This window comes from Paenibacillus monticola (assembly GCF_009664975.1).
In the GTDB taxonomy this organism is placed as follows: domain Bacteria; phylum Bacillota; class Bacilli; order Paenibacillales; family Paenibacillaceae; genus Paenibacillus_AQ; species Paenibacillus_AQ monticola.
On sequence record NZ_WJXB01000004.1, the window covers coordinates 293,894 to 316,993 of the forward strand.

Sequence of the window (23,100 nt, forward strand, 5' to 3'; positions counted from 1 at the left end):
TCCAGCAGCCAGTTGTGGCTGAGGGACAACCGTTTCTTTTGTTGAAATATAATCTTATTTTAACAGCCTCCGCGCCAGCTTTACTTTGTTGCCGTAGGGTGGGTAAACGATGCCGAAGTCTATTCTAGTGCTTCTCTTGACGATGCTCTTGCGATGGGAAAATACAGCAAAGCTATGTTGCCCATGGTATCCGCCGATGCCCGAGTTGCCAACGCCGCCAAAGGGCATATAAGTGTTCGAAACATGCGAGATTGTATCGTTGATACAACCTCCCCCGAAAGAAACCCGGCCAAGTACCTCTTGCTCCACCTGTTTATCCTCTGTAAACAGATATAATGCCAGTGGTTTCGGGTGATCGTTAATACTCTGTATGGCTTCATCCAGTTCACGATATTCTATAATAGGCAAAATAGGTCCGAAGATTTCATCCTCCATTGAACGGTCATTCCAGGTCACAGGGTAGAGCAGAGTGGGTTCAATATAAAGATCCGCTTCTACAACGGTGCCGCCCATGATAACCTTCGTTCGATCTGCTTCAATCATGCTCTCGAGCCTGTGCAACTGGCGTTCGTTTACGATGCGCCCATAATCAGGATTCTGCTGAATATCTGTTCCATAGAAATTGGTGATGCATTGTTTGATGTTGGAGATCAGCTCGCCTGCGATTTCACTATGGACCAGCATATAATCCGGTGCGATACAGGTCTGACCTGCATTGACTAACTTTCCCCAAACAATTCGTTTCGCGGCTACGTCAAGATTAGCCGTCTTATCGACAATAACCGGGCTTTTCCCGCCAAGCTCAAGCGTTACGGGTACAAGATTATGGGCTGCTGCTGCCATTACAAGCTTGCCTACAGGCACACTCCCGGTAAAGAAAATATAATCAAACTTGGCATGGATCAATAAGTGTGTTGTTTCTTTCTCACCTTGCACAAGTCGGATGTACTGTGGCTCAAAGGCCTCTTTGATCAATTCCTCGATTATTGCTGAGACGTTGGGTGTACTCTCGGAAGGCTTGAGGACGGCACAGTTTCCGGCGGCGATCGCGCCAATTAACGGTTCAATCAGCAATTGAAACGGATAATTAAAGGGGCCGATAATAAGCGCTGTTCCATAGGGCTCGCTGATTACATAACTTTTGGAAGGGAACAAATGCAGTGGTGATCGGGCCTTTATGGGCTTGGCCCAGCGCCTTAGATGCTTCATCATAGAACCAATGCTGTCCAGCGTGAAGCCAATTTCTGTAGCATAGGCCTCAAACTCACTTTTGCGCAAATCCTGATATAAGGCGGTAATGATACGACCCTCGTATTTCTTAATGCTGTCTTTAAGCTTCTGCAGCTGCTGAAGCCGGAAGGTAATTTCTTTCGTACGCCCGCCGTTGTAGAACTGTTTATGCTCCGCAAGCATCTTGTCTATGCTCTCGGCTGTCTGTTGTATCATTTATATCCCTCCACCTAATGCTCTCTTAACAGCATTCCTTATTCATTGTTCTCCAACCAGTTCTGCATCTGCTTCCGGTCCAACAGAGTAATGATGCGACCTCGAAAATCAATCCAAGCGCTATCGCGCAGATACCCGATTTCACGGGATAGAGAGGGTCGTGCTGTGTTCAGCTGCTCCGCCCATTCCTTTCTGCCGAAAGGAAGTCTGATCGAGTCGGAGGATTGTAGTTTCGCTTGCTCCAGCAGATAAAAGACAATCCGCCGCCGCAGGGTCCCGGCAGAGAGGATTTCTATTTTGCGATTGACCATCACCAGGCGCTCCGACAGGTTCTCTATATAGTGAGATAGCATATCTGTATCGGCAGAGAACAGTCGCAGCAACTCTTGCTTGCTGATGAACATGACGTGGCACGGTTCCGCTGCGGTCACCGTGGCCGGGAAAAAGTTCTCTTTGCGAAACAATACAGCCTCACCAAAAGTCTGCCCCTCACCCAAGCGGGCAATCGTGACACTGTTGCCATTAGGATAGATTTTCTGGACTTCTACTCGACCGGACAGAACGATACCCAGCCTATCGGCTGTTTCACCTTCAGAGAGGATCAACTCGTTCTTATTGCAGAATCTGACATTGTAAACCATGGTTTGCAGTAGAGTTTGAATTTCTTCGACCGACTTTCCGCGGAATAGAAGACAGGCTTGCAGTGTGGCAGGGTCTGGGCTCATATATCCTCCGAGTTTATCCTCTTTGGTAACAACTGTTACCGATTGTTTGACGCCAGTCTACTACAATGGATAACAGATGTAAACATTAGGTTAACAGAGGAGCGAACGTACAATGAGCAGCATGTTTTGTTTTCAATGTCAGGAAGCAGCTAAAGGAACAGGCTGTACCATTCAAGGAGTCTGCGGTAAGACCAGTGAGGTTGCCAATCTGCAGGACCTTTTGCTGTATACGCTGAAGGGGATCTCCATTTATGCAATACAAGGCCGGGAGCTCGGCCTAACAGATTTGGCAACGGAAAGATTCATCGCTGAGAGTATGTTCGCCACGATAACCAATGCTAACTTTGATCGTGAAGGATTTATTGTTAGAGTAAGAGAGGGCATTGCGCTGCGGAACCAGTGGAAGTCCAGATTGGACGGCACGGAAGCAACGATTCCTTTGGGAGCTCATGATGCTGCATTATGGACTCCGGGAACCGATGCAGAGCTGGAAGCTAAAGCGGCAAACATAGGTGTTCTGTCCACAGGTGATGAGGATATCCGTTCCTTACGCGAGCTGTTGACCTATGGGCTGAAGGGTATGGCAGCTTATATGGAGCATGCGGCTGTACTCGGTTATCACGAAGATAGCGTACATGTGTTTATGGAAAAAGGATTAGCGGCCACCTTGGATAACGATTTGGGCGTGGCAGAGCTGATCGCTCTCGTTATGGAATGTGGTAAATTTGGCGTCGATGTGATGGCGCTGCTGGACCGGGCCAATACAACCACTTACGGAAATCCGGAAATTACCAAGGTCAACATCGGGGTAGGTAGCCGTCCTGGGATTCTGATCAGCGGGCATGATCTATTGGATATGGAAGAGCTGCTGAAGCAGACAGAAGGTACCGGAGTCGATGTATACACACACAGCGAAATGCTGCCTGGCCATTATTACCCGGCTTTCAAGAAATACGATCATCTCGTAGGCAACTATGGTAATGCCTGGTGGAAGCAGACGGAGGAATTCGCAAGCTTTAATGGACCGATTCTGATGACTACCAATTGTATCGTGCCGCCAAAGGATAGCTATGTAGACCGTCTGTATACAACAGGTCATACCGGATACCCTGGTGTGAAGCATATTCCGGCCGGTGCTGACGGAGCGAAGGATTTCTCTGCTCTCGTGGAGCAGGCCAAACGTTGTGCGGCTCCAACTGAAATTGAAACTGGTGAAATTATTGGTGGCTTTGCCCATGCAGCTGTCATAGGCCTGGCAGATCAGGTCGTAGATGCTGTGAAAACAGGTGCCATCAAACAGTTCTTTGTGATGGCAGGCTGTGACGGCCGGATGAAGAGTCGGGATTATTACACAGATTTTGCTTCCGAACTGCCGGAAGATACAGTGATTCTTACGGCGGGCTGTGCGAAGTATAAATATAATAAGCTGGAGCTTGGGAGTATAGGTGGCATTCCGCGTGTGCTTGATGCCGGTCAGTGCAACGATTCTTATTCTTTGGTCGTCATTGCGATGAAGCTGAAGGAAGTTTTTGGCCTGGAGGATATTAATGAGCTGCCGATTTCCTACAACATTGCCTGGTATGAGCAGAAGGCGGTAATCGTATTGCTGGCGCTGCTGCATCTGGGTGTGAAGAATATTCATCTTGGCCCAACTCTGCCAGCGTTCTTATCCCCTAATGTGGCTAAAGTGCTGGTCGATAACTTTGGAATAAGTGGTATTGGTAGTGTAGAAGAGGATATGAAGCAATTTATGGCAGTGGTATAACCTTATAATAACAACGAAATCGGTCTGTGATTCTGTACGCTCCCTGTTGGAGCTGCAGACCATAGGCCGATTTTTTGTTTGAGATTATAGCGAGGTACCATTCATTTTCGGTTAGAGGCCAGCTTATTGCTTAGGAAGTCGGTAGACCGCGAACGGCTCGCCGTGACGGAAAGGTTGGCTGGCTTCATCCAGTTTATTCAAGGTTTCAGTACTTAGAGTAAGCTTGCTGCTCTGCAAATTCTCCTCTAACTGTTGTACGCGTGTGGCGCCAACGATTACAGTGGAAACAGTGGGCCGATTCATTAGCCAGGCTAAAGATAACGCTGTGGAGGAGGTACCCAGCTCCTGGGCCATTCCGCTAATCGTATCTCCAAGCTCTATTCGGTCAGCGCTCAGGAATCTGTTGAAATTAGGATCGGTATCGGCTCTAGAACCAACAGGTACTGCGCCGTTAATCGAATATTTTCCTGTGAGAATCCCGCCAGCCAGCGGGAAGTAAGGGATCACTCCAACTCCCTGATCGAGACACAGCGGGATTAACTCATTCTCTGGTGTACGATCAGCAAGGGAGTAACTACACTGGATGGAAATGAATCTGGTGAAATTTCGTGCTTCAGCAATTCCAAGTGCCTTCATCAATTCCCACGCTGCATAATTGGAGGCCCCGATATAACGTACTTTCCCCGCAGAAACCATATCATCGAGCGCACGCAGTGTTTCTTCCAGTGGTGTGTTGGGATCAAAGGTATGGATCTGGTACAGATCGACATAGTCAGTCTTCAGACGACGGAGACTGTCCTCCAGTTCATGCATCAGATGATGGCGCGAGGAGCCGCTTCCGTTGGGGCCAACACTACGTATCAAACCTGCTTTGGTGGTCAGCACCGTATTTTGCCGTCTGCCCATAAGGGCCAGACCTATAATCCGCTCCGACTCGCTGCCTGCATAAATATTGGCGGTGTCGATAAAGTTAATTCCGTGCTCCAGCGCCGCATGAATAATTCCGATTGAAGTCTCCTGGTCCGCCCGTTTGCCAAAGGCATTCGTCCCGAGACCCAAAGCGGATACTTGCAGTCCGCTGTTTCCAAGCCGATGAAATTTCATAGTTTACACTCCTTTTTTAAATTACTTATTGGTGAATAGCTGCAAGGCAGTTTCTATGAATAACTTAACCGCAATCGACGACTCTGCCAGTGAATTTACCGCGAGATGGATATCTCTGTAGGCTTCAGGCTCCAGCTCCCGGACCACTACATTAGGAGGCAATGATAACAATGACAGTTCAGACATCACGCCAACAGCCAAGCCCTCCTGAATCATATTAAGCGCTGTAGCATAATTATTGACCTCATATTTCACCTTCAGAATGCTGCCGCTTCGGTTAAATAAATCTACCACCGGCGTTTCATAGCCAGCTCTGCAGAGCAAAATCGGTTCATTCGCCAGATCCTGGACACAGACGACGGATTTCTGCTGCAAGGGGTGGTCGTCTCTTAATACTGCATAAAGCTTTTCTCTATATAAGGGAATGGTTTCAAATTCCCCATACGGGGAGATAATTAAACCAATATCAATGATGCGGGATTCCAGCCATTCCTTGACCTCGGCGATGGAGCCTTCATGCAATTGGATCTCAATATGGGGATATTTTCGGGCGATCGAGCTAATAATTTTTGGGGAAAAATGAGCGGATGCCGCCGGAAACGCACCAACCCGGATACTCCCTTGCTCCAGGCCTTTTTCTGCGCAGATCTCCTGATGAACCTTATCGAAGCCCATGAGAATTTCCCGGAAAACAACAAGGATGCGCTTGCCGATATCAGTCAGCATCAGGCCATTACGACGATCACGCAGCAGCAGCTTCACCTCTAGCTCTGATTCGAGGGAGGCGATAGCCCGACTGACTGCGGGTTGGGTCATATTCAATTCCTGGCCGGCTTTGGTGAAGCTGCCGCTCTCAGCAATTTTGACAAATAAGCGGATTTGGTTGTTGTTCATATCAGAAATGGTATGCCCCTTATGATTATAATTCATTTTATTTATGAGTACATGTATTGTATCATTTGGAATGAATCATAGACAAGGAGTGAGCACATGTCTCAGCAGCAGAAATCCGTTATGCTTCTTATCTTTCTGGTAGTAGTATGGGGCATCAATTGGCCTCTTTCCAAAATTGCTCTGGACTACTCTCCGCCCTTGTTATTTGCAGGAATCCGGACGGTCATTGGCGGCCTCATTCTAATCCTGATCGCACTGCCGAAGCTACAAGCGCTTCGCTTCAAGGAGCTTTGGCCGATTTATCTTACCTCGGCGGTATTAAGCATTGTTTTCTATTATGGTTTTCAGACCATTGGTTTGCAATATGTACCTGCAGGGCTGTTCTCGTCAATCGTATTTCTGCAGCCTGTGCTGCTCGGTATCTTCTCCTGGCTCTGGCTGGGAGAAAGTATGTACGGCCTCAAAATGACCGGTCTGCTGCTTGGTTTCCTCGGGGTAGCTTCACTCAGTATCGGAGGCATTACCGGCAGTATTTCACTTTCCGGTATTATACTTGCACTGGCCAGTGCTTTGAGTTGGGCTTTGGGTACGATCTATCTGAAACGGAACGCAGCAAGAGTGGATATGTTATGGATGACAGCGATGCAGATTACAATCGGCGGGGTTGTTCTGCTAATCTTCGGTTCGGTGACAGAGCAATGGACGGATATCACCTGGAATTCTTCCTTTGTTTTAAACACGCTGTTTATTGCCATTTTCGTTATTGCATTGGGTTGGCTGGTTTACTTTAAGCTGATTAATGAAGGAGAAGCCGGTAAGGTAGGCTCGTTCACTTTTTTGATCCCATTGATTTCCATAGGCGCAAGCGTAGTATTATTAAATGAACAGATCACCTGGAATCTGGTGGTTGGCCTACTGCTGATAGTCAGCAGTATTGTTATGGTGAATGTAAGAATAGGGCGGACCGCTAAGCAGTTCCGTACTTAGAAAAAGGGGGAACTTTCATGTTTATTCGTACGGACGAGCAAACGGTTCATGACAACTACAAGCTGCTGATCGGCAGCATTGTGCCAAGACCGATAGCTTTTGTAACCTCGCTAGATGAAGCAGGGGTGGTCAACGCCGCCCCGTTCAGTTTTTTTAATATAGTGAATGATGATCCAGCGATGATTATGTTCTCATGTGTGCGGAAGCCAAATAGAGAAATGAAGGATACTGCCCGTAACATTCTGGCCAGCAAGGAGTTTATCGTGCATATCGTAGACGAGGATAATGTCGCCGCTATTAACCATACCTCCATTAATGCGCCCAGCGGGATTAGTGAAATTGAACTTGCTGGACTTACTACAACTCCCGGACAAGCGGTAAAGGTTCCGCGGGTTCAGGAATGCAAAATCGCCATGGAGTGCCGCTTGGCACAGCATGTGGAATTAGGTCACTGTGACATGATCATTGGTGAGGTCATTGGTTTCTATATTGACGATGAGCTTTATGAGAATGGCCGCATCGATATCGGCAAGCTGAAGCCGGTAAGCCGTCTGGCAGGTGCTTCCTATGCTGCGATTGGCCGAATCTTTGATATGGACAGACCGCAGTTCAAAGCTTGAAGGAGTAGGACGCTGGATGTGGAAGGCGAATAACTGTTTATTGGCAAAACAAAAGACGCTCTCAAGCTATTGCTTGTGGAGCGTCCTTCTTATTTCTCCGAGAAACGGGTGCGCTCGGTAAAGCCGTTTCTGCTTGGAAAACGTAAGGCATGTGCTTTTTCAGCTTTGGCAGTGGCACGCTGCGGTGCGGCCGAAAGCGCGGCGAAGTCAGCCTGTTCAACTTCTTCAAGCACGCGGTTTAAGTGAGAGAAGACGGCACCAAGGTCACGGATGACACTTAGCGAGCATTGTCCTTGCAGCTCTGCAAAGCAGGCTAGCTGCAGGTCACGGGCACGGTGCAGACATTCTGGCAGGGAACGTTGGCATTCAGCGTCAGACAAGGTTTTGGTCCCGAAAAGGGCAATACAATCAGCGGTAGCCTCTACGACCTCGGCCATCCAATCAGTAGCGGCATAACGCGCTGGCAGAAGCTGGAGCTCTGTGGAGATTTCCTTAACATAGGAATGGATCACCTTCAGATGTTTCGTGGCCTGTGTCAAGCTGTTTAGCTCACCGCGATATTGGTAATGGGACACGGTATAGTGCATTTCTTTCTGTTGTTGGCCGCTGCGCGCCAGTCGTTCTCCCGAGCGTTCCAAAATTGCGGAAGCCTGAGAGAACCCCCGTCCACCGGGAACCAAGCCGCTTAACGCATCGGCTAGCAGCAAGCTTCCTTCGAATGCTAGGCCTTTGATCTTGACGAATCCTTTAGGAGGCACAATAATCATATTTATAACGAGGGCAATTGCCACACCGATTAAGGTCTCTGCCACTCTCCATAGTACATAATTATCCTGATAAAAGGTAAGAGCCAGCACGGAAGTGACACCAATCTGCGAGACAGCTTGCATATTCAGACGACAAGCTGTGGCGATCCCGATTCCGATCAGCAGGATCAGCAGAATGGATAGCCCCCCTACATTAAGGAACTGGCCCACGATCAGACTGACGGTACCGCCGAGCACAATGCCGAGCAGTCGGTAAACCCCTTTTTCCAGTGAAGCTTTAACACTCCCTTGCGTAATGAGAATGGCTGCAAGGGGTGCAAAGTATAAAAAACGGTCGCCATAAAGGCTGTGCACCGCGACCCATGAGAGAGAAGCAGCCAGTGTAACCCGTATCATATAAAGCGAGAATCCATATTTTTCAAGGCGGTCTTGTAACCCCTCGTTCATAACTTTCATCTTCTTTCACGAAAATAAGAAAACATCATCCACTTTCATTCATTTTCATTATAGCACCGCAAATCATGTTGTAAGGACTGAAGTCTTTACGAAGTTGTTAAGTTTCCAGGTTCATTTTAACAATGTAAACTATGGCATAAAAGGAACTCATCCTATATGCTATAACTATTGAAGTGTGTCGAACTAAGGGAGGAATTGTCGCTTACCAGCGCTCAGCATGCTCTTGTTCGATTGTTCCCCGTCAGAAACGGGTAAAATAGTTTGTACTACATAAGGTAAGGGAGGTCGTTAGCTATAACTACCCTGGAAGGCACTATTATTTCATTTGACGAGGTCATCAAGCAATATGACGATGAAGAGGCAGTATTAAAGGGAGTCAGTTTCGAGATTGAACGTGGTAAATTCTATACGCTGCTCGGCCCATCTGGCTGCGGCAAAACGACTATACTGCGTCTGATCGCCGGATTCGCGGAGCCGACTGCAGGCTCTATTTATCTAAACGGTAAAGTCATTAACCACATTCCCGCCAACGAACGGCAGGTCAATACGGTGTTTCAGGATTATGCGTTATTTCCACATCTGAACGTATTCGAGAATGTGGCTTTCGGACTGCGCATTAAGAAGCTTAAGAAGGATGTTATCACGCAAAAGGTGCAGGAAGCGCTGCGCTTTGTTAACCTTGTCGGTTACGAGCAGCGCGGTGTGAGCGAAATGTCCGGCGGACAGCGGCAGCGTGTCGCGATTGCCCGGGCTATCGTCAACGAGCCGCAGGTGCTGCTGCTTGATGAGCCTTTGTCTGCGCTTGATCTGAAGCTGCGCACGGAGATGCAGTATATTTTGCGGGAAATGCAACAGCGTCTGGGGATTACGTTTATCTTCGTAACCCATGATCAGGAAGAGGCTTTAGCCATGTCGGACTGGATCTTTGTCATGAATGAAGGCCGGATTGAGCAAAGCGGTACACCTAACGATATTTATGATGAGCCAATTAACCGGTTCGTGGCGGATTTCATTGGGGAGTCCAACATCGTACCCGGCGTAATGATTGAAGACTATGTGGTAGAGTGGGGCGGCCACCGTTTTGAATGCGTCGATGCCGGACTTAAAGCTAATGAAGCCGTGGAGGTCGTGATCCGGCCGGAGGATTTGGAGATTGCCACACTGGAGCAGGGCAAACTGAAAGTGCGTGTGGATTCCCAGCTGTTCCGGGGCGTGCATTACGAGATCTGCTGCTATGATGAATCCGGGCATGAATGGCTGGTCCATTCCACACGGAAAGTAACAGTAGGCAGTGAAATTGGCCTTTATTTTGATCCGGAAGCCATTCATGTCATGCGTTTTGGCGAAACGGAGGAAGAGTTCGACAGACGTCTGGAAGCTTATGGCGAGGTGGAGAGTCATGAAGAATAAGGGCCGGTCGTATTATCTCATCCCTTATTATTTATGGATCGCTTTGTTTGTAATTGCACCGGTGCTCCTAATTATCTATTATTCTCTATTTGATCTGGACGGGCATCTTACCATAGACAATTACATAAATTTCTTTACGCCTGTGTATCTCAAAATGACGCTAAATTCCTTCTGGTATGCGTTTCTGATCACGGCGTTCTCCTTGCTGATTGCATATCCGGCAGCTTATTTACTAACAAGAACCAAGCACAAGCAGCTATGGCTGCTGCTGATTATTTTGCCTACATGGATTAATCTGCTACTGAAGACGTATGCGTTCATTGGGATCTTCGGCAAGTTCGGACCGGTTAATAATTTCTTTGACCTGCTCGGGCTTGGTGAACAACAGATTCTGTTCACGGGCTTCAGCTTTGTATTTGTGTCCGTCTATATCTTTATCCCATTCATGATTCTGCCAATTTATAGCGCACTTGAAGAGCTTAACTTGTCGTTGCTCGATGCGGCCCGCGATCTGGGCGCTTCCGGCTGGACAACGTTCCGGCGGGTGATTTTCCCCCTGACGATCTCGGGGGTGCGTTCGGGCTGTATGGCGGTATTCATACCGGCACTTTCTCTGTTTATGATCACCCGGCTCATCGCAGGCAGCCAGGTAATTACGCTTGGCACCGCGATTGAGCAACACTTTCTGGTCACACAGGATTGGGGCATGGGCTCTACGGTTGCGGTATTCCTTATTGCCATTATGGCGTTGTTCATGATTCTTACCGGCGGCTCGCGGAAAGGGGTGCAGAAATGAGAAATAAAAATGGATTCTCCAATCTGTATCTGGTTCTGGTGTTTGCCGTGCTCTACGCGCCTATCTTCTATCTAATGTACTATTCGTTCAACAGCGGCGGGACCATGCATGAATTTGAAGGCTTTACGCTGGATTATTATCGTGAGGTGATTCAGGATACCCGGCTGATTATCATCGTGATTAATACGCTGGTGATCGCACTGTTGTCCTCTGCTATAGCAACCTTGATTGCCATTGTCGGAGCGCTAGCCATTCAACGTACCCGTAGCCGACGGGCCAAAAATAGTCTGCTGTCGCTAAACAACGTGTTAATCGTCAGTCCGGATGTCATTATTGGAGCATCCTTCCTGATTCTGTTCACCATTGTCGGCATTAAGCTCGGATTCGTCTCTGTACTGCTCTCGCATGTGGCATTTAGCGTGCCGATTGCGGTACTGATGATTCTGCCGCATTTGCAGGATATGAGTCCAACGCTGACCGACGCGGCACGTGATCTTGGGGCCAGTCGTCGGGATGTGTTGACCAAAGTCATCTTGCCGATTATTAAGCCAGGGATATTCAGTGGGTTCTTTATGGCATTGACCTACTCACTGGACGACTTTGCGGTTACGTTCTTCGTGACAGGCAACGGGTATTCGACCTTGTCGGTGGAGATTTATTCCCGAGCGCGGCAAGGGGTATCCTTGTCAATCAACGCACTCTCGACGATGATCTTTCTGTTTACAATTCTGCTGGTTGTTGGTTATTACTTCCTGACACTCCGGAAACATCGCGCTCGCATCGCAGAGCCTGTCGCTGAAGTGGGGGTGCCTAGATGAAACAGCTGGTTAATACTTTTCTAGCGATCCTGATTGCCGCCTTTGCTCTGATGTATCTGGGGGCATGGATGAACTCGAATGAGGGGTATTCGGGCACCAATACACTGACTATCTACAATTGGGGCGATTATATCGAGCCTGAGCTACTGAAGGAATTCGAGACAGAGACCGGCATCACAGTCATCTACCAGACCTTTGATTCCAATGAAGCGATGCTGACCAAAGTGGAGCAGGGTGGAACGACATTTGATGTCGTCATCCCTTCCGACTATGCCATCGCCAAGATGAGAGAAGAGAAGCTCTTGCTGCCGCTGGACCATAGCAAGCTTCCGAATCTGGTCAATATAGATTCACGGTTCATGGATCTTTCGTTCGATCCTGGCAACGAGTATTCGGTACCTTATTTCTGGGGAACGGTAGGTATTATCTATAACCCTGAAATGACCAAGGGGATGACCTTTGACAGCTGGGATTCCCTATGGGACAGCAGGCTGAAGAATAATATCCTGCTGGTTGATGGCGCGCGCGAGGTGATGGGCATGGCACTGAACAGCCTACATTATTCAGTGAATGACCAGAATGAAGCTCATTTGCAGGCAGCACTCACTAAGCTGAACAAGCTGTCTCCTAACGTGAAGGCGATCGTCGGCGATGAGATCAAAATGCTGCTGGCTAATGAAGAAGCCGCTGTAGGTATTGTCTGGTCGGGCGATGCCGCCGAGATTATGGATGAGAACGATAAGCTGGATTATGTCGTGCCGCAGGAAGGCTCGAACAAATGGTTCGATAATATGGTCATTCCACGCACGGCGGCAAATGTAGATGGAGCGCATCAGTTCATTAACTTTATGCTCCGCCCGGACGTGGCCGCGAAAAATGCTGAATATGTCGGTTATTCCACACCTAACGTCCCTGCGTTGAAACTTCTGCCAGCTGAGGTCTCTGAGGACACACGCTTCTATCCGCCTGCTTCGCTGACGGATCGGCTTGAAGTCTATGACAATCTCGGAAAACGGATGCTCGCTCACTACAATGAGTTGTTCTTGAAGTTCAAAATGAATAAATAATGAGTGTCTGAGTTAAAAAGCGTCTAATTTGCGGTCTTCCGCTATTGGGCGCTTTTGTTCTAATATTCACCCTGCCACCACACTATTATCTCAATCCCCGAATACCGGATCGTCGGACGTCGAGAACGCCGAACCCCGTCAGATTCGCTTTGCTGGGATTATTGACCTTGGATTTAACATGAATTTCTGCCGTTAATTGAGTCGGTCTGAGCTGAAATACAGGATTAACTGCATTTTGTGCCTCTAAATCGGTGATAAATAGAGTAATCAGCTATTATAGATAGAATTAACGGCATTATATGCATTTATTTACTCGAAAACCGTGAAAATGAGCGAATTAGATGCACTAATTGCCGTTAATCAAAATAGTCTAGCACTCCCCGTGCTAACTCGTAGCGGACGATTCTTTTCTGATTGCCACTATAGGAAGGTAACAGCCACCCTTTATCACACATTTTGTGTAGCAGGTGGACTGCGGTTCTGTGATGAACCTCAAAATGCATCTCGACATCCTTAGGGCGAAGCGGGCGGACTAGTCCAAGGGCTAGACGGATAACTTCTTTTTCCTTCAAAAGCAAGGGCGAAACTGGCACTTGTGCGGCTTGATATTTGCTCAAAACCATGCGCAGCAAGGTGATACAGAGGTCGGGGTGTTGTTCAACATCGTCGTAAGCGAAGGAAATGATTTGATACCCCATGGCGTATAGAAAAGTTTCGCGATTTAATTCATTGCAATATTTCTGCCGATCCATGTCACGTACGTGCGTGGCAAAGCCTTTTATTTCAATTAAAATCTTAATGTGTCCAGGTAACCAAGCGAAATCGGCGAAATATGATCTGCCCCGCCAGTCAGCAACTTCGTATTCGGGGTGAAGATCCTCAAAGTCCCCGCGGAGCGGCCACCACACATTGCGTAGAAATAGAACTTCAGCGTGGCGATGTCCTCTTTCCAGCCGACCCAGCCGCTCACCACTCCTCCTTGCGAGGTGTTTTTCGATGAATTCACAATGTACTTCTTCAAATGCCAAATCGCTCACCCTCTTCTCCAAAAAATAGAAAACGCCCCGACTCTCCTCACTAGAGGGAAATCGGGACGTTCTTCGTCTCTTCATTGCAAGTATAGGATAAACTCTGGCCTATGACTAGCTTTGGCCGCTATTTTATTCCAATTCTCATTCGATAACATATCAGAACCTGCAGCGTCCGTCCCTGAAAATATTGCTCCACCGCAGTCGTGAAAGCTGCGATATCCTGAACCAGGCTAGACGGGTCAAGCTTAAGTACAGATTGTATCCCACCTTGACTAAGAGTCAGACCCACATAACGTTCTGCATTACAGGACTCGGTATTATGGAACACAATTTCTCTGGCGAAGGAGAAGGCTTGACTGGATTTGATCTGGGTCAGATGTTTCTCTTTGTCCCACTTATGTGCTCTCTCCGTTTCGGGGAGCAGGACAGTTAGAAGCTCATCGGCTTTGCTAATCAGAAGGTTGTACTGATCCTCTATGTCTTGCTGAAGCACTAGTGGCCAGTCGCAATCATAGGCGGCAAAGACTCCGCCTGGTCTCAAGCAGCGTGCTATTTCCTGCAGTGTACTTACCGGCTCCATCCAATGAAAAGACTGCGAGCTGGTTATAATATCTACACTTTCGGATACGAGTGGAAGCTGATTGGAATAGCCCTGTACAAAAGATAAAGAAGCAGCAGCCTGCGGATCCTGGCCAAGCTTCTCAAGTGCTTTTCCCAGCATGTCTGTGTTGGGCTCTATACCGATTACAGAGTCGGCAGCATCCTTCCACAAAAAGGTGGATAGGCCTGTTCCACAGCCAATATCGGCAACACGCGAAGGTCTGCTTCCCAAGTAATTCGTCAGCACTTCTATAACAAGCGCTGGAGCCGTGGGGCGGTGGCGGTCATAGTCATTTTGAAATCCCAAGAAGCGGTCGATATTCTGCTTGCTGTTTCCTTTTGGCAGCATATAATCCTCCTTTATTCTTCATGCACAAACCGAAATAGAATTCATCCTTATATAGTATGAGATATATGCAGTGGAATAAGCAAAAATCCCCAGGGCACTTTAAAAGGGCAGCCTGGGAACTATTGAATAGTTATAGCTCATAAAAAGAGCGTTTGCCTATCTATCGCAGCAGCGCGGGATCAACGGCAGGGACTAATCCCACTGCAGCCGCACGATCCAGCAGAGCTGATATAGCTGCATAGCCGTCCTCGCCGAGATTCATGGAGAAATCATTCACATAAAGATCAATATGTGATTTGGCTACTTCAGGCTCGAGCTCCTGTGCATGGCTCAGGACATACTCTCTTGATTCCAGTGGATGATCCCAAGCATATTGCAGAGAGCTGCGAATCCAGCCGGTGATGGCTTCTGTATTGAGATCGCGGCGGGCGATAATAGCGCCAAGTGGTATCGGCAGTCCAGTATCACTCTCCCACCAACTGCCAAGGTCGGTTAGCATGTGGAGTCCATAGGAAGGGTAGGTGAAGCGGGCTTCATGGATCACTAATCCAGCATCGATATGACCGTCCCGTACAGCAGGCATGATCTCATCAAAAGGCATAACGACGATTTCGCCGATGCCGCCCGGCACATGTTGGGCGGCCCAGAGCCGGAACAGCAGATAGGCGGTAGAACGTTCACTTGGAACGGCAATCCTGCGTCCAGTTAGTCCTGCTGGTCGTTTCACAGATGTAGGTCCGCCAGCGGTCAGCAGCAGAGGGCCACAGCCTCGACCCAGTGCGCCGCCGCACGGGAGCAGTTTGTAGCGGTCCAAGACCCAGGGGAGGGCGGCGTAGGAGATTTTGAGTACCTCCGGTCCAACACCATCGGCAGCGAGGTTGTTCGTAATATCAATGTCGGCATAGGTTACATTAAGCTTGGGTGCATTCGGTACAAGACCATGCGCCAAAGCGTGGAAGACAAACGTATCATTAGGGCAGGGCGAGAAAGCAATATTCAGCTCAGTTGTCATTACAGCACCTCCAGTAATATTGCGGCGGCAGCCTCTAAGGCTTCCAAGGCTTCGCCGATCTTCCAAGCTGCGCGGTCGCGTGGTCCGACCGCGTTTGAGATCGCGCGGAGCTCCAGTACCGGGAGCCCTAGCGCCACGGCGGCCACGGCTACTCCGTGGCCTTCCATCGCTTCAGCCGCCGCGCCCGGGTGGCGCGCGGCGAGTGCGGCGGCCGTCTCCGCCGTGCCGGTCGCCGTCGAGACGGTCAGCACGGGGCCCGTGCTGACGTTAAGCCCGGCCGCTGCCAGCGCGGCCGTTACCGCCTGTACCGTGCCGGAGTCTGCCGGCACGGTCACGCTGCCGAAGCCAAGCTCAGCAGCGGAGCGGAAGCCCTCCGGCGTCTCGGCCCCGAGGTCGGCGGCAATCATCTCGCTGGCTACGACCAGCGAGCCTATGGATGCCACTCCCGGGAATCCGCCGCCGATCCCGGCGCTGATAACGCAGCCGTAGGAACCGGCTGCGAGTGCAGCGGCGGTACCCGCCGCCGCTGCGGCTGTGCCAGCGCCAGCCGCCACAACATGGAACCTGCCGCTGCCCTGCAGGCCGCGCAGGACCGCATCCCGCTCGGCTGCGACCGCAGTCACGATCAGCACTCGCGGCGCCGAGGCTTGTCCCTCCACAGCTGCGCCAGTGGAGGAGTTATTAGGGAATGTTCTCATCGTCCAACCTCCTTCTATCATATAGAGACATGCGCCTAGCTGAAAGTTTTCCTCATAAGTGAGGATATGCCGATGAATAAGATTAGTCAGATGACAAGCAACCTCTTTCATTGCAGAAAGTACAGTAGAATCTTCGGATTTGACCTGAAAGAACGATTCTGTTGTATTTCATACTTTAGATTCCGGCAAATAATGTGTATAAGAGCGATTCTGATTAATTCTACTGTATGAAATACATTAGAATCGAAATTCCTGCCCATATGAGTGTATTCTAATGTACTAAGTACAGTAGAATAGGGTTTCTGTCGGCAAAATCAGAGATTGACCCAGTGGACCTTAGAAAAGGTAAGGTGGCTTGTTGAGCTAAAGAGAGCACAAACCGGGACCGGACTGAGAAGCAGCTATTTGCCCGAAATCAGGCGATATGGGAGTTTGGCGGACTCCATGGACGCTATTGCCCCAATTTTTTCGCAAAAGATCCAGTTTCTAATTCAATAGCGTTTTCTGAGTCCGCTTCCTATCCCGTAATCCCTTTCGAATGTAAAATAGCGGATCTACAGTCCGCCTGGATTGATCTGCAACTATTCAGGCTTTATATGTTTGCCTCGGTGTTGGTTCGCATCAAACGCTAATTTTGGTTTTGAGCCAGAATGGGCAGTAGCACCATGAAGACGCTTGCCAAACCAGTATCGCAAGGAAAAGGATACGCCGTTTTGGAGGTCAGGTCAATTCGCGCCTTTTTTTGCAGAGGCTGTTGACAAAGTTGGCGGTATAGATTATATTTATCTTAACTTAAAGATACTTAACTTAAAGACAAGTGAAAGTGGAAGCGGAGGTGTGAATGATGAGCGAATTCAAGGAGACAATAAATAAGACTGACAGTCTTGCTGAGCAGGATGAAGCAGCGTCACTGAAATTATTCGTTGTCTTGTCTAAGGCCTATAAGAGCCTGATGGACCACGCGGTTAAGGATATGAAGAGTCACGGATTAGCCTCTGCTGAATTCATGGTGCTTGAGGTGTTATATCATAGAACGCGTATTCCACTGCAGCAGATTGGCGAGAAGATCCTCGTCACCAGCGGCAGCATTACGTACAATATTGATAAGCTGGAGAGTAAGGGACTACTGAAGCGTGTACCGTGCAGCGATGATCGGCGCGTGACTTATGCAGAGATTACTGAAGCGGGCCGTGCGCTTTTTGATGAAATATTCCCCCAACATGTATCTTCCATCCATAATCTGATGGGCGGACTGAACAATGAAGAGAAGGATCAGGCCATAGAATTACTGAAGAAACTTGGCAAAGGCGTGTAGAATCGGCAAAGATACTAACTACTAGCACCTAAAGTATTTATCATATAAAGCGAATTTCTACAGTCGACATATCCAACGGAGCAAGTAAATCACAGGCGTTTCGTTAAGGCTTATAGTCAAAGTATAAACACAAAATTTTTTACCTAATATCTTAACGTTAAGATAATTAAATCAAAGAGAATGGAGAGTGTTGAAAATGGTAAGTGTAGCATTATTGTTGTTAAGAGTGGTTATCGGGGTTGCGTTCGTAGGGCATGGAGCACAAAAGCTATTTGGTTGGTTTGGTGGATATGGTCCAAAAGGGACCGGCGGGTATATGGAGTCGATCGGCATGAAACCCGGTGTCGCAATGGCGGTGCTGGCCGGACTGATGGAGTTAGTTGGAGGAATACTATTTGTAGCGGGTCTGTTTACTCCGGTTGCAGCCGTACTGATTATAGCAACTATGCTTGGAGCAATTATCAAGGTTCATGCACCTAATGGTTTCTGGTCTACGTCTAACGGTGTTGAATTTCCGCTGACTGTGCTGGTGATTGCACTTGCTGTAGCACTAGCTGGTCCAGGTTCGATTTCACTCGACGCACTGTTTTTTAACTAAGAAGTTTCTCGTGAAAATATTCTTATATTTTGAGAAAGGGGATAATACTAATGACATTACAAACTTCAGGAATACACCATATTACGGCCTTTGTGGGAGATGCACAGCGCAACGCTGACTTCTATGCGGGGATTCTCGGGCTGCGGCTGGTCAAAAAAACAATTAACTTCGATGCTCCAGAGGTCTACCATCTGTATTTTGGGAATGAACAGGGTGCACCGGGCACGATTATTACCTTCTTCCCTTGGTCCACAGGACGTAAAGGCAGAATTGGCGGCGGGCAGGTTGGCGTAACCACTTATGCGATACCGGTAGGCTCATTGGACTTCTGGGAGCAGCGGCTTGCTACTTACCGGATACCTGTTACTGAAGTGAGCCGAATCTCGGAATCCTATCTTTCCTTCGCCGATTATGACGGCTTGCGGATAGAACTGGTGGAACGTGAAGAAGGTGCTCCTAGTACGTGGTCCTTCGCCGGAGTACCTGTGGAACACGCGATCAAAGGTTTCGGCGGCGCCGTTCTCTACAGCACGAACCCGCTGAAAACAGCGGATACGCTTGGTCATACACTGGGCATGGTGCGTATCGCTGAGGGCGACGGGTATATACGGTACAGATCAACTGGAAATATAGGCAATATTATTGACCTGAAGGCTACTCCAGTTCCGCAGGGAGCGGGAGGCACCGGAACAGTACATCATATCGCTTGGCGTGCCATAGATGATTCTGAACAGCTGGAGTGGGGGATTCTGGTACAAAGCCATGGTTATCAGCCTACACCGGTTCAAGACCGCCAGTACTTTAATGCGATCTACTTCCGTGAAGAGGGTGGAATCCTGTTCGAGATCGCTACCGATCCTCCGGGTTTTGCTAATGATGAAGAGCCGGATGCACTGGGGCTGAAGCTGATGCTTCCATCCTGGTTTGAACCGCACCGTGCGGCTATCGAAGAGAATCTCAGTCCTTTTCAAATTCGTGAAATTGAGGTGAAGCAGGGATGATCCATGTATTCCGTAAGGGTACAGACGAAACCAAGCCAACATTAGTATTATTCCATGGCACTGGCGGTACTGAGAACGACCTGCTGCCGCTGGCTGATCTGCTGTCGCCTGAATCTTCCGTACTAGGTATCCGGGGCAACGTGCTGGAGAACGGGATGCCTCGTTTCTTCCGGCGGTTAGCTGAAGGCGTGTTCGATGAACCGGACCTGATCTTCCGCACACATGAGATCAAGCAATTTCTGGATGAGGCAGCGGCACAATACGACTTCGACGCTACGCAGCTAATTGCTGTCGGCTACTCCAATGGTGCGAACATTGCTGGCAGCCTGTTGTTTCATTATAAGGATATCTTCCACTCTTCTATTCTGCTGCATCCGATGGTGCCGCTGCGAAATGTGGAGATTCCTTCTCTTGAAGGTCATGCCATCTTCATAGGAGCGGGTAAGAATGATCCGATTATTGCTACTGCGGAAACCCAGGAGCTGGAGTCCTTATTGCAGGGAGCCGGTGCTGAGGTGACCACACTTTGGGGCAATCAGGGGCATCGCCTGAGTGCTGAAGAAGCAGAGGCAGCTAGAGATTGGCTGCAGCAGATTTAAGTTGATGAATAGTACAAAGCCCCCTATAGGCAGGCACTTTGTTCAAAGTGTCCGACTTAGGGGGCTTTTTTGTGCAGAGGTAGCGGTAAGGTTGTACTTCTAAAGCGTTATTAGGTTAGTTTTGTCTGCTGCATTAATTAAAAAGTGGCGGTTCCGATAAAATTTTGATACACTTATTCGTAATTATTACTATCTGATAATAGATAAACAGGGAGCAAATAAAGTGAATAGCAAAACTAAAAGCAGTACCGCAGCTCGTCTTCCACGCGCCAAAGGCATTGATATGGCCACTATTTATACGCCTAAGGAATGTGCTCGCAAGGTGAAGCGTATTGTTCTGAATGATAAGAATCGTACGATTGTCGATGAATTTATAACCATCCTGGGGATGAAGGAGAAATTTGAGGAGCAGGATGTGCCTATGCCGAATAAGATCGTCATGTTTGGGCCTCCAGGAACAGGGAAAACGCTGACCGCCTTCTACATCGCACAACGTTTGGAGCTCCCTCTTGTACTGGTCCGGCTGGATGCAATCATTCACAGCCACTTAGGTGAAACGGGCAGCAATGTACGTAAGATATTTGATTTTGCCAATGCCACACCTTGTGTACTGTTTCTCGATGAATTTGACGCGTTGGGCCGGATGCGTGATTCCAGCGATGAAGTCAAGGAAATGGCTAGGGTAGTGAACACACTGCTGCAGTGTCTGGATGAGTTCGAGGGAGATAGTATTTTTGTAGCTGCAACCAATCTGGAGGATGAGCTGGATACCGCTATATGGCGTCGTTTTGATACTAAAATGACCTATGGTATGCCTACCGAAGCGGATCGTCTGAAGTATATTGAACTACTCGTTGGTTCCGAGCTGAGTGAGACGGGTCTTTCACGGCAGGCAGCAGACCTGCTTACAGGCTGCAGCTTTGCCGATATTGAGCAAATCGTGTTGAAGGCCAAACGTAAATCGATTATTGAAGATGGCGTGCTCGACTATAATAATATTGAAAATGCACTGTCGGAGTACAGTCCGCGAATAGGGCATGAACACGAAAAAGACCTCCGGGATTACTTGGTTCAGTGATAACGGAGGTCTTCTTTTTATAAATTAGCTGGAGACGGCTGCAGCCGCCGGGAGCTGTGTTTCATTAAGCTCTTTTTTGCGAGAGAGATCCCACATGATCTTTACAAGCAGTACGCACATCGCGAGATTTAACAGAGAAGCGGCAAACATCGTGAAATTGTAGGCACTTCCGCGGCTAAGAGTACCGTAATAGACGGCATAGGTATTGAGGAAAATCGTTGTACTGAACCCGAACACCAGCCATAGCAGGCGTTTGTCCCGCCAATAGGTGTAGGCCAGCAAGGTGAGTGCAGCTGCCGGGAATAAATACCGTTCATGCATGCTGGACGATAGTGTGAAGACACCGGCAATCTGCAGCAGAGCTCCAAGAGCGGCAATGGCCGCATTTTTGCTCCGCAGGTACATCCATCCGGTAAATAGTGTGGTCAGCACGATAAATATCATCCCCCAGTCATGGTAGCTTAAGAAGGCTAGTGTGGAGGAGGATTCGGTATAATTGTCTCCCAGCAAGGCGAACAGATTATAGGCATTCACTGATGCAAATGGATATTCATTGACCGTACCCGTGTAGAGGGTATACAGCCATAATGGACTCTGTCCTGAAGAGAAAGGCAGGACGACGATCAAGAGGGTCAATATGCCTGCGCCCGCTGCTTTAAGCCACGCTTTGAGTGAACCTGAGCGCACCGTTGCGAAGAATAGCACAGGCACATAGATGATCCCTTGTGGCTTCATGAGAACAGACAAAGTCAGCACAGCTGTTGCCCAGCCATATTTGCGTTGACAGAGCAGCCATATGGCAGAAACTACAATCAGCGTGAAGAAGGAATCAACCTGTCCCCAGAAGGTCGCGTTGATGAGCACGGCTGGATTAAACATGTAAAAAGCAGCAATAAGCAAGCCCGTCTCGAACGAGAAGTATCGGCGCGCAGCCTTGTAGAGCAAATAAGCAGTGGCCGTATCGGCGAGAATAGAGGGCAGCTTGATCAGCGTCATAAAATAGGGAGTTGCCGCCGGTAGCGTGACGATTTTGCCGGTAAGATAAAGAACATACATATAGAGAGGCGGATAATCGCTTGTGCTATTCAGATAAAAGCCGCTCAGGCTATCCGCAGCCTGTGTTGCCCAGGTCTTGAAGAAATTAATGTCACTCTGATACCCGCTGATCCATGGGGCTGCGGCTAGTTTGAGGCAGAGTCCGATAGCGAGAAGCAGACCGACAAGCATTGTTTTACGATGCTCCTTAATGTGAAGCTTGCCGCGCAGGGTATAGTAGAAGGCTGCGATAAATAATACGGCAAAAATAACAGCATACCAGGCCAGCGGTGTTCCATAATCTCTGCTTGCCGAGGCACCGCCAAAGCTATTGCCACCCATACCCCCGCCGCCCATCTGTCCGCCGCCGGATGGACGGGTGAAGCCTGCGCCGCTGCCATCCGTGGTGCCTTGACCACGAGCAGGGCGTTCACCGCTACTGTCGGAAGCAGACGTATCACCCTGAGCTGCGCCGGATGGCGTGTTGCCACCTGCTGCGGAAGACGTACCGTCTGGCGATACTCCTGGTGTTTGGGAGCCGCTGTCAGCAGCATCAGGAGTTGTTGTACCTTCGCTCTGTCCTGCGGTTCCCGGTGTCGCGGCATTACTGTCTGCACCGGGGGCAGCCATACCGGCAGTCCCCCCCTCTCTCTGGTTAAAACCTCCACCTCTATTTCCCCATTGAGTATCGAGAGTGGTAGAAGTATTCGTTGTATCCACATTCGCTAAGGAGTAGACGCTTAATCCAAGGGAGAGCAGCAGGGCCAGGCTAAGTATGATTTTGAGCTTGTGATTGTGGATAAAGGACAAGGGATGCACTCCTCTCTTACATATGATTTTATTATGAACAGCCCACCTGAAAATACACTGAAGGTCCAAATCATAAATCACAAAAGGATTGAAAATTCCAGTTCCTTTCAGGTAGTATG

At 48.8% G+C, this 23,100-nt stretch carries 23 protein-coding genes; 13 read left to right on the plus strand and 10 right to left on the minus strand.

Translation table 11 applies throughout. The features are described 5' to 3' along the window. Positions 1 to 54: 54 nt before the first annotated feature. Entirely contained in the window at positions 55 to 1,446 is a 1,392-nt protein-coding gene (locus tag GJB61_RS14000; RefSeq protein ID WP_154119119.1) for an aldehyde dehydrogenase, read from the minus strand. A 38-nt stretch (positions 1,447 to 1,484) separates the two neighbouring features. Continuing rightward, positions 1,485 to 2,171, minus strand: a complete 687-nt coding sequence (locus tag GJB61_RS14005) for a Crp/Fnr family transcriptional regulator (protein ID WP_154119120.1) — start codon at positions 2,169 to 2,171, stop codon at positions 1,485 to 1,487. Positions 2,172 to 2,283: 112 nt separating this feature from the next. Between GJB61_RS14005 and hcp the strand changes: the two genes are divergently transcribed. After that, positions 2,284 to 3,936, plus strand: coding sequence for a hydroxylamine reductase (gene hcp, locus GJB61_RS14010; RefSeq protein WP_154119121.1), 1,653 nt, complete (start codon positions 2,284 to 2,286; stop codon positions 3,934 to 3,936). Positions 3,937 to 4,059: 123 nt separating this feature from the next. On the opposite strand, the gene GJB61_RS14015 is transcribed toward hcp, so the two are convergent. After that, a complete protein-coding gene (locus GJB61_RS14015; protein WP_154119122.1) occupies positions 4,060 to 5,040 on the minus strand; it encodes an aldo/keto reductase in 981 nt (326 codons plus the stop codon). Positions 5,041 to 5,061: 21 nt separating this feature from the next. Further along, positions 5,062 to 5,934 (minus strand): LysR family transcriptional regulator, encoded by an 873-nt coding sequence (locus GJB61_RS14020; protein WP_154119123.1) that lies wholly within the window; start codon positions 5,932 to 5,934, stop codon positions 5,062 to 5,064. Positions 5,935 to 6,030: 96 nt separating this feature from the next. Between GJB61_RS14020 and GJB61_RS14025 the strand changes: the two genes are divergently transcribed. Both GJB61_RS14025 and GJB61_RS14030 read left to right on the plus strand, forming a co-directional pair. Then, entirely contained in the window at positions 6,031 to 6,921 is an 891-nt protein-coding gene (locus tag GJB61_RS14025) for a DMT family transporter (protein ID WP_154119124.1), read from the plus strand. A 17-nt stretch (positions 6,922 to 6,938) separates the two neighbouring features. Continuing rightward, positions 6,939 to 7,541, plus strand: a complete 603-nt coding sequence (locus GJB61_RS14030) for a flavin reductase family protein (RefSeq protein WP_154119125.1) — start codon at positions 6,939 to 6,941, stop codon at positions 7,539 to 7,541. Positions 7,542 to 7,630: 89 nt separating this feature from the next. Here GJB61_RS14030 and GJB61_RS14035 read toward each other — a convergent pair whose 3' ends face one another. After that, positions 7,631 to 8,755 (minus strand): FUSC family protein, encoded by a 1,125-nt coding sequence (locus tag GJB61_RS14035; protein ID WP_229521677.1) that lies wholly within the window; start codon positions 8,753 to 8,755, stop codon positions 7,631 to 7,633. A gap of 312 nt (positions 8,756 to 9,067) precedes the next feature. Between GJB61_RS14035 and GJB61_RS14040 the strand changes: the two genes are divergently transcribed. From GJB61_RS14040 to GJB61_RS14055, 4 genes are read left to right on the plus strand one after another with little or no spacing between them, the layout of a single operon-like run. Further along, positions 9,068 to 10,174 carry an ABC transporter ATP-binding protein gene (locus GJB61_RS14040; protein ID WP_154119127.1) on the plus strand — a complete coding sequence of 369 codons (1,107 nt, stop codon included), beginning with the start codon at positions 9,068 to 9,070 and terminating at the stop codon, positions 10,172 to 10,174. After that, positions 10,164 to 10,970 carry an ABC transporter permease gene (locus GJB61_RS14045; RefSeq protein WP_154119128.1) on the plus strand — a complete coding sequence of 269 codons (807 nt, stop codon included), beginning with the start codon at positions 10,164 to 10,166 and terminating at the stop codon, positions 10,968 to 10,970. The genes GJB61_RS14040 and GJB61_RS14045 overlap by 11 nt, the downstream gene beginning before the upstream one ends. Next, positions 10,967 to 11,788 carry an ABC transporter permease gene (locus GJB61_RS14050; protein ID WP_154119129.1) on the plus strand — a complete coding sequence of 274 codons (822 nt, stop codon included), beginning with the start codon at positions 10,967 to 10,969 and terminating at the stop codon, positions 11,786 to 11,788. Before GJB61_RS14045 ends, GJB61_RS14050 begins: the two co-directional genes overlap by 4 nt. Then, complete coding sequence (locus tag GJB61_RS14055) at positions 11,785 to 12,855, plus strand: ABC transporter substrate-binding protein (RefSeq protein ID WP_154119130.1); 1,071 nt, start codon at positions 11,785 to 11,787, stop codon at positions 12,853 to 12,855. The genes GJB61_RS14050 and GJB61_RS14055 overlap by 4 nt, the downstream gene beginning before the upstream one ends. A gap of 356 nt (positions 12,856 to 13,211) precedes the next feature. Here GJB61_RS14055 and GJB61_RS14060 read toward each other — a convergent pair whose 3' ends face one another. The 4 genes from GJB61_RS14060 to GJB61_RS14075 form a co-directional block, all read right to left on the minus strand. Beyond that, a complete protein-coding gene (locus tag GJB61_RS14060; protein ID WP_154119131.1) occupies positions 13,212 to 13,883 on the minus strand; it encodes a hypothetical protein in 672 nt (223 codons plus the stop codon). A 127-nt stretch (positions 13,884 to 14,010) separates the two neighbouring features. Next, positions 14,011 to 14,835: a class I SAM-dependent methyltransferase gene (locus tag GJB61_RS14065; RefSeq protein ID WP_154119132.1), complete on the minus strand. Its 825-nt coding sequence runs from the start codon at positions 14,833 to 14,835 to the stop codon at positions 14,011 to 14,013. Positions 14,836 to 14,995: 160 nt separating this feature from the next. Then, a complete protein-coding gene (locus GJB61_RS14070; protein WP_154119439.1) occupies positions 14,996 to 15,835 on the minus strand; it encodes a 1,4-dihydroxy-6-naphtoate synthase in 840 nt (279 codons plus the stop codon). A gap of 11 nt (positions 15,836 to 15,846) precedes the next feature. Next, a complete protein-coding gene (locus GJB61_RS14075) occupies positions 15,847 to 16,545 on the minus strand; it encodes a futalosine hydrolase (protein WP_154119133.1) in 699 nt (232 codons plus the stop codon). 675 nt (positions 16,546 to 17,220) lie between these two features. Here GJB61_RS14075 and GJB61_RS31730 point away from each other — a divergent pair. From GJB61_RS31730 to GJB61_RS14100, 6 genes are all read left to right on the plus strand, one after another. Further along, positions 17,221 to 17,418, plus strand: a complete 198-nt coding sequence (locus tag GJB61_RS31730; RefSeq protein WP_229521679.1) for a hypothetical protein — start codon at positions 17,221 to 17,223, stop codon at positions 17,416 to 17,418. Beyond that, a complete protein-coding gene (locus tag GJB61_RS14080) occupies positions 17,390 to 17,860 on the plus strand; it encodes a MarR family winged helix-turn-helix transcriptional regulator (RefSeq protein WP_154119440.1) in 471 nt (156 codons plus the stop codon). The genes GJB61_RS31730 and GJB61_RS14080 overlap by 29 nt, the downstream gene beginning before the upstream one ends. A 196-nt stretch (positions 17,861 to 18,056) precedes the next feature. Next, a complete protein-coding gene (locus GJB61_RS14085; protein WP_154119442.1) occupies positions 18,057 to 18,458 on the plus strand; it encodes a DoxX family protein in 402 nt (133 codons plus the stop codon). 50 nt (positions 18,459 to 18,508) lie between these two features. Next, positions 18,509 to 19,459: a ring-cleaving dioxygenase gene (locus tag GJB61_RS14090; protein ID WP_154119134.1), complete on the plus strand. Its 951-nt coding sequence runs from the start codon at positions 18,509 to 18,511 to the stop codon at positions 19,457 to 19,459. After that, positions 19,456 to 20,058, plus strand: coding sequence for an alpha/beta hydrolase (locus GJB61_RS14095; RefSeq protein WP_154119135.1), 603 nt, complete (start codon positions 19,456 to 19,458; stop codon positions 20,056 to 20,058). Before GJB61_RS14090 ends, GJB61_RS14095 begins: the two co-directional genes overlap by 4 nt. Before the next feature lie 223 nt (positions 20,059 to 20,281). Continuing rightward, on the plus strand, positions 20,282 to 21,136 hold the full coding sequence (locus GJB61_RS14100; RefSeq protein WP_338115812.1) for an AAA family ATPase: 855 nt from the start codon (positions 20,282 to 20,284) through the stop codon (positions 21,134 to 21,136). Between the two features lie 24 nt (positions 21,137 to 21,160). Here the strand turns inward: GJB61_RS14100 and GJB61_RS14105 are convergent, their stop codons facing one another. Then, positions 21,161 to 22,981 (minus strand): glycosyltransferase family 39 protein, encoded by a 1,821-nt coding sequence (locus tag GJB61_RS14105; RefSeq protein ID WP_154119136.1) that lies wholly within the window; start codon positions 22,979 to 22,981, stop codon positions 21,161 to 21,163. Between the last annotated feature and the right edge of the window lie 119 nt (positions 22,982 to 23,100).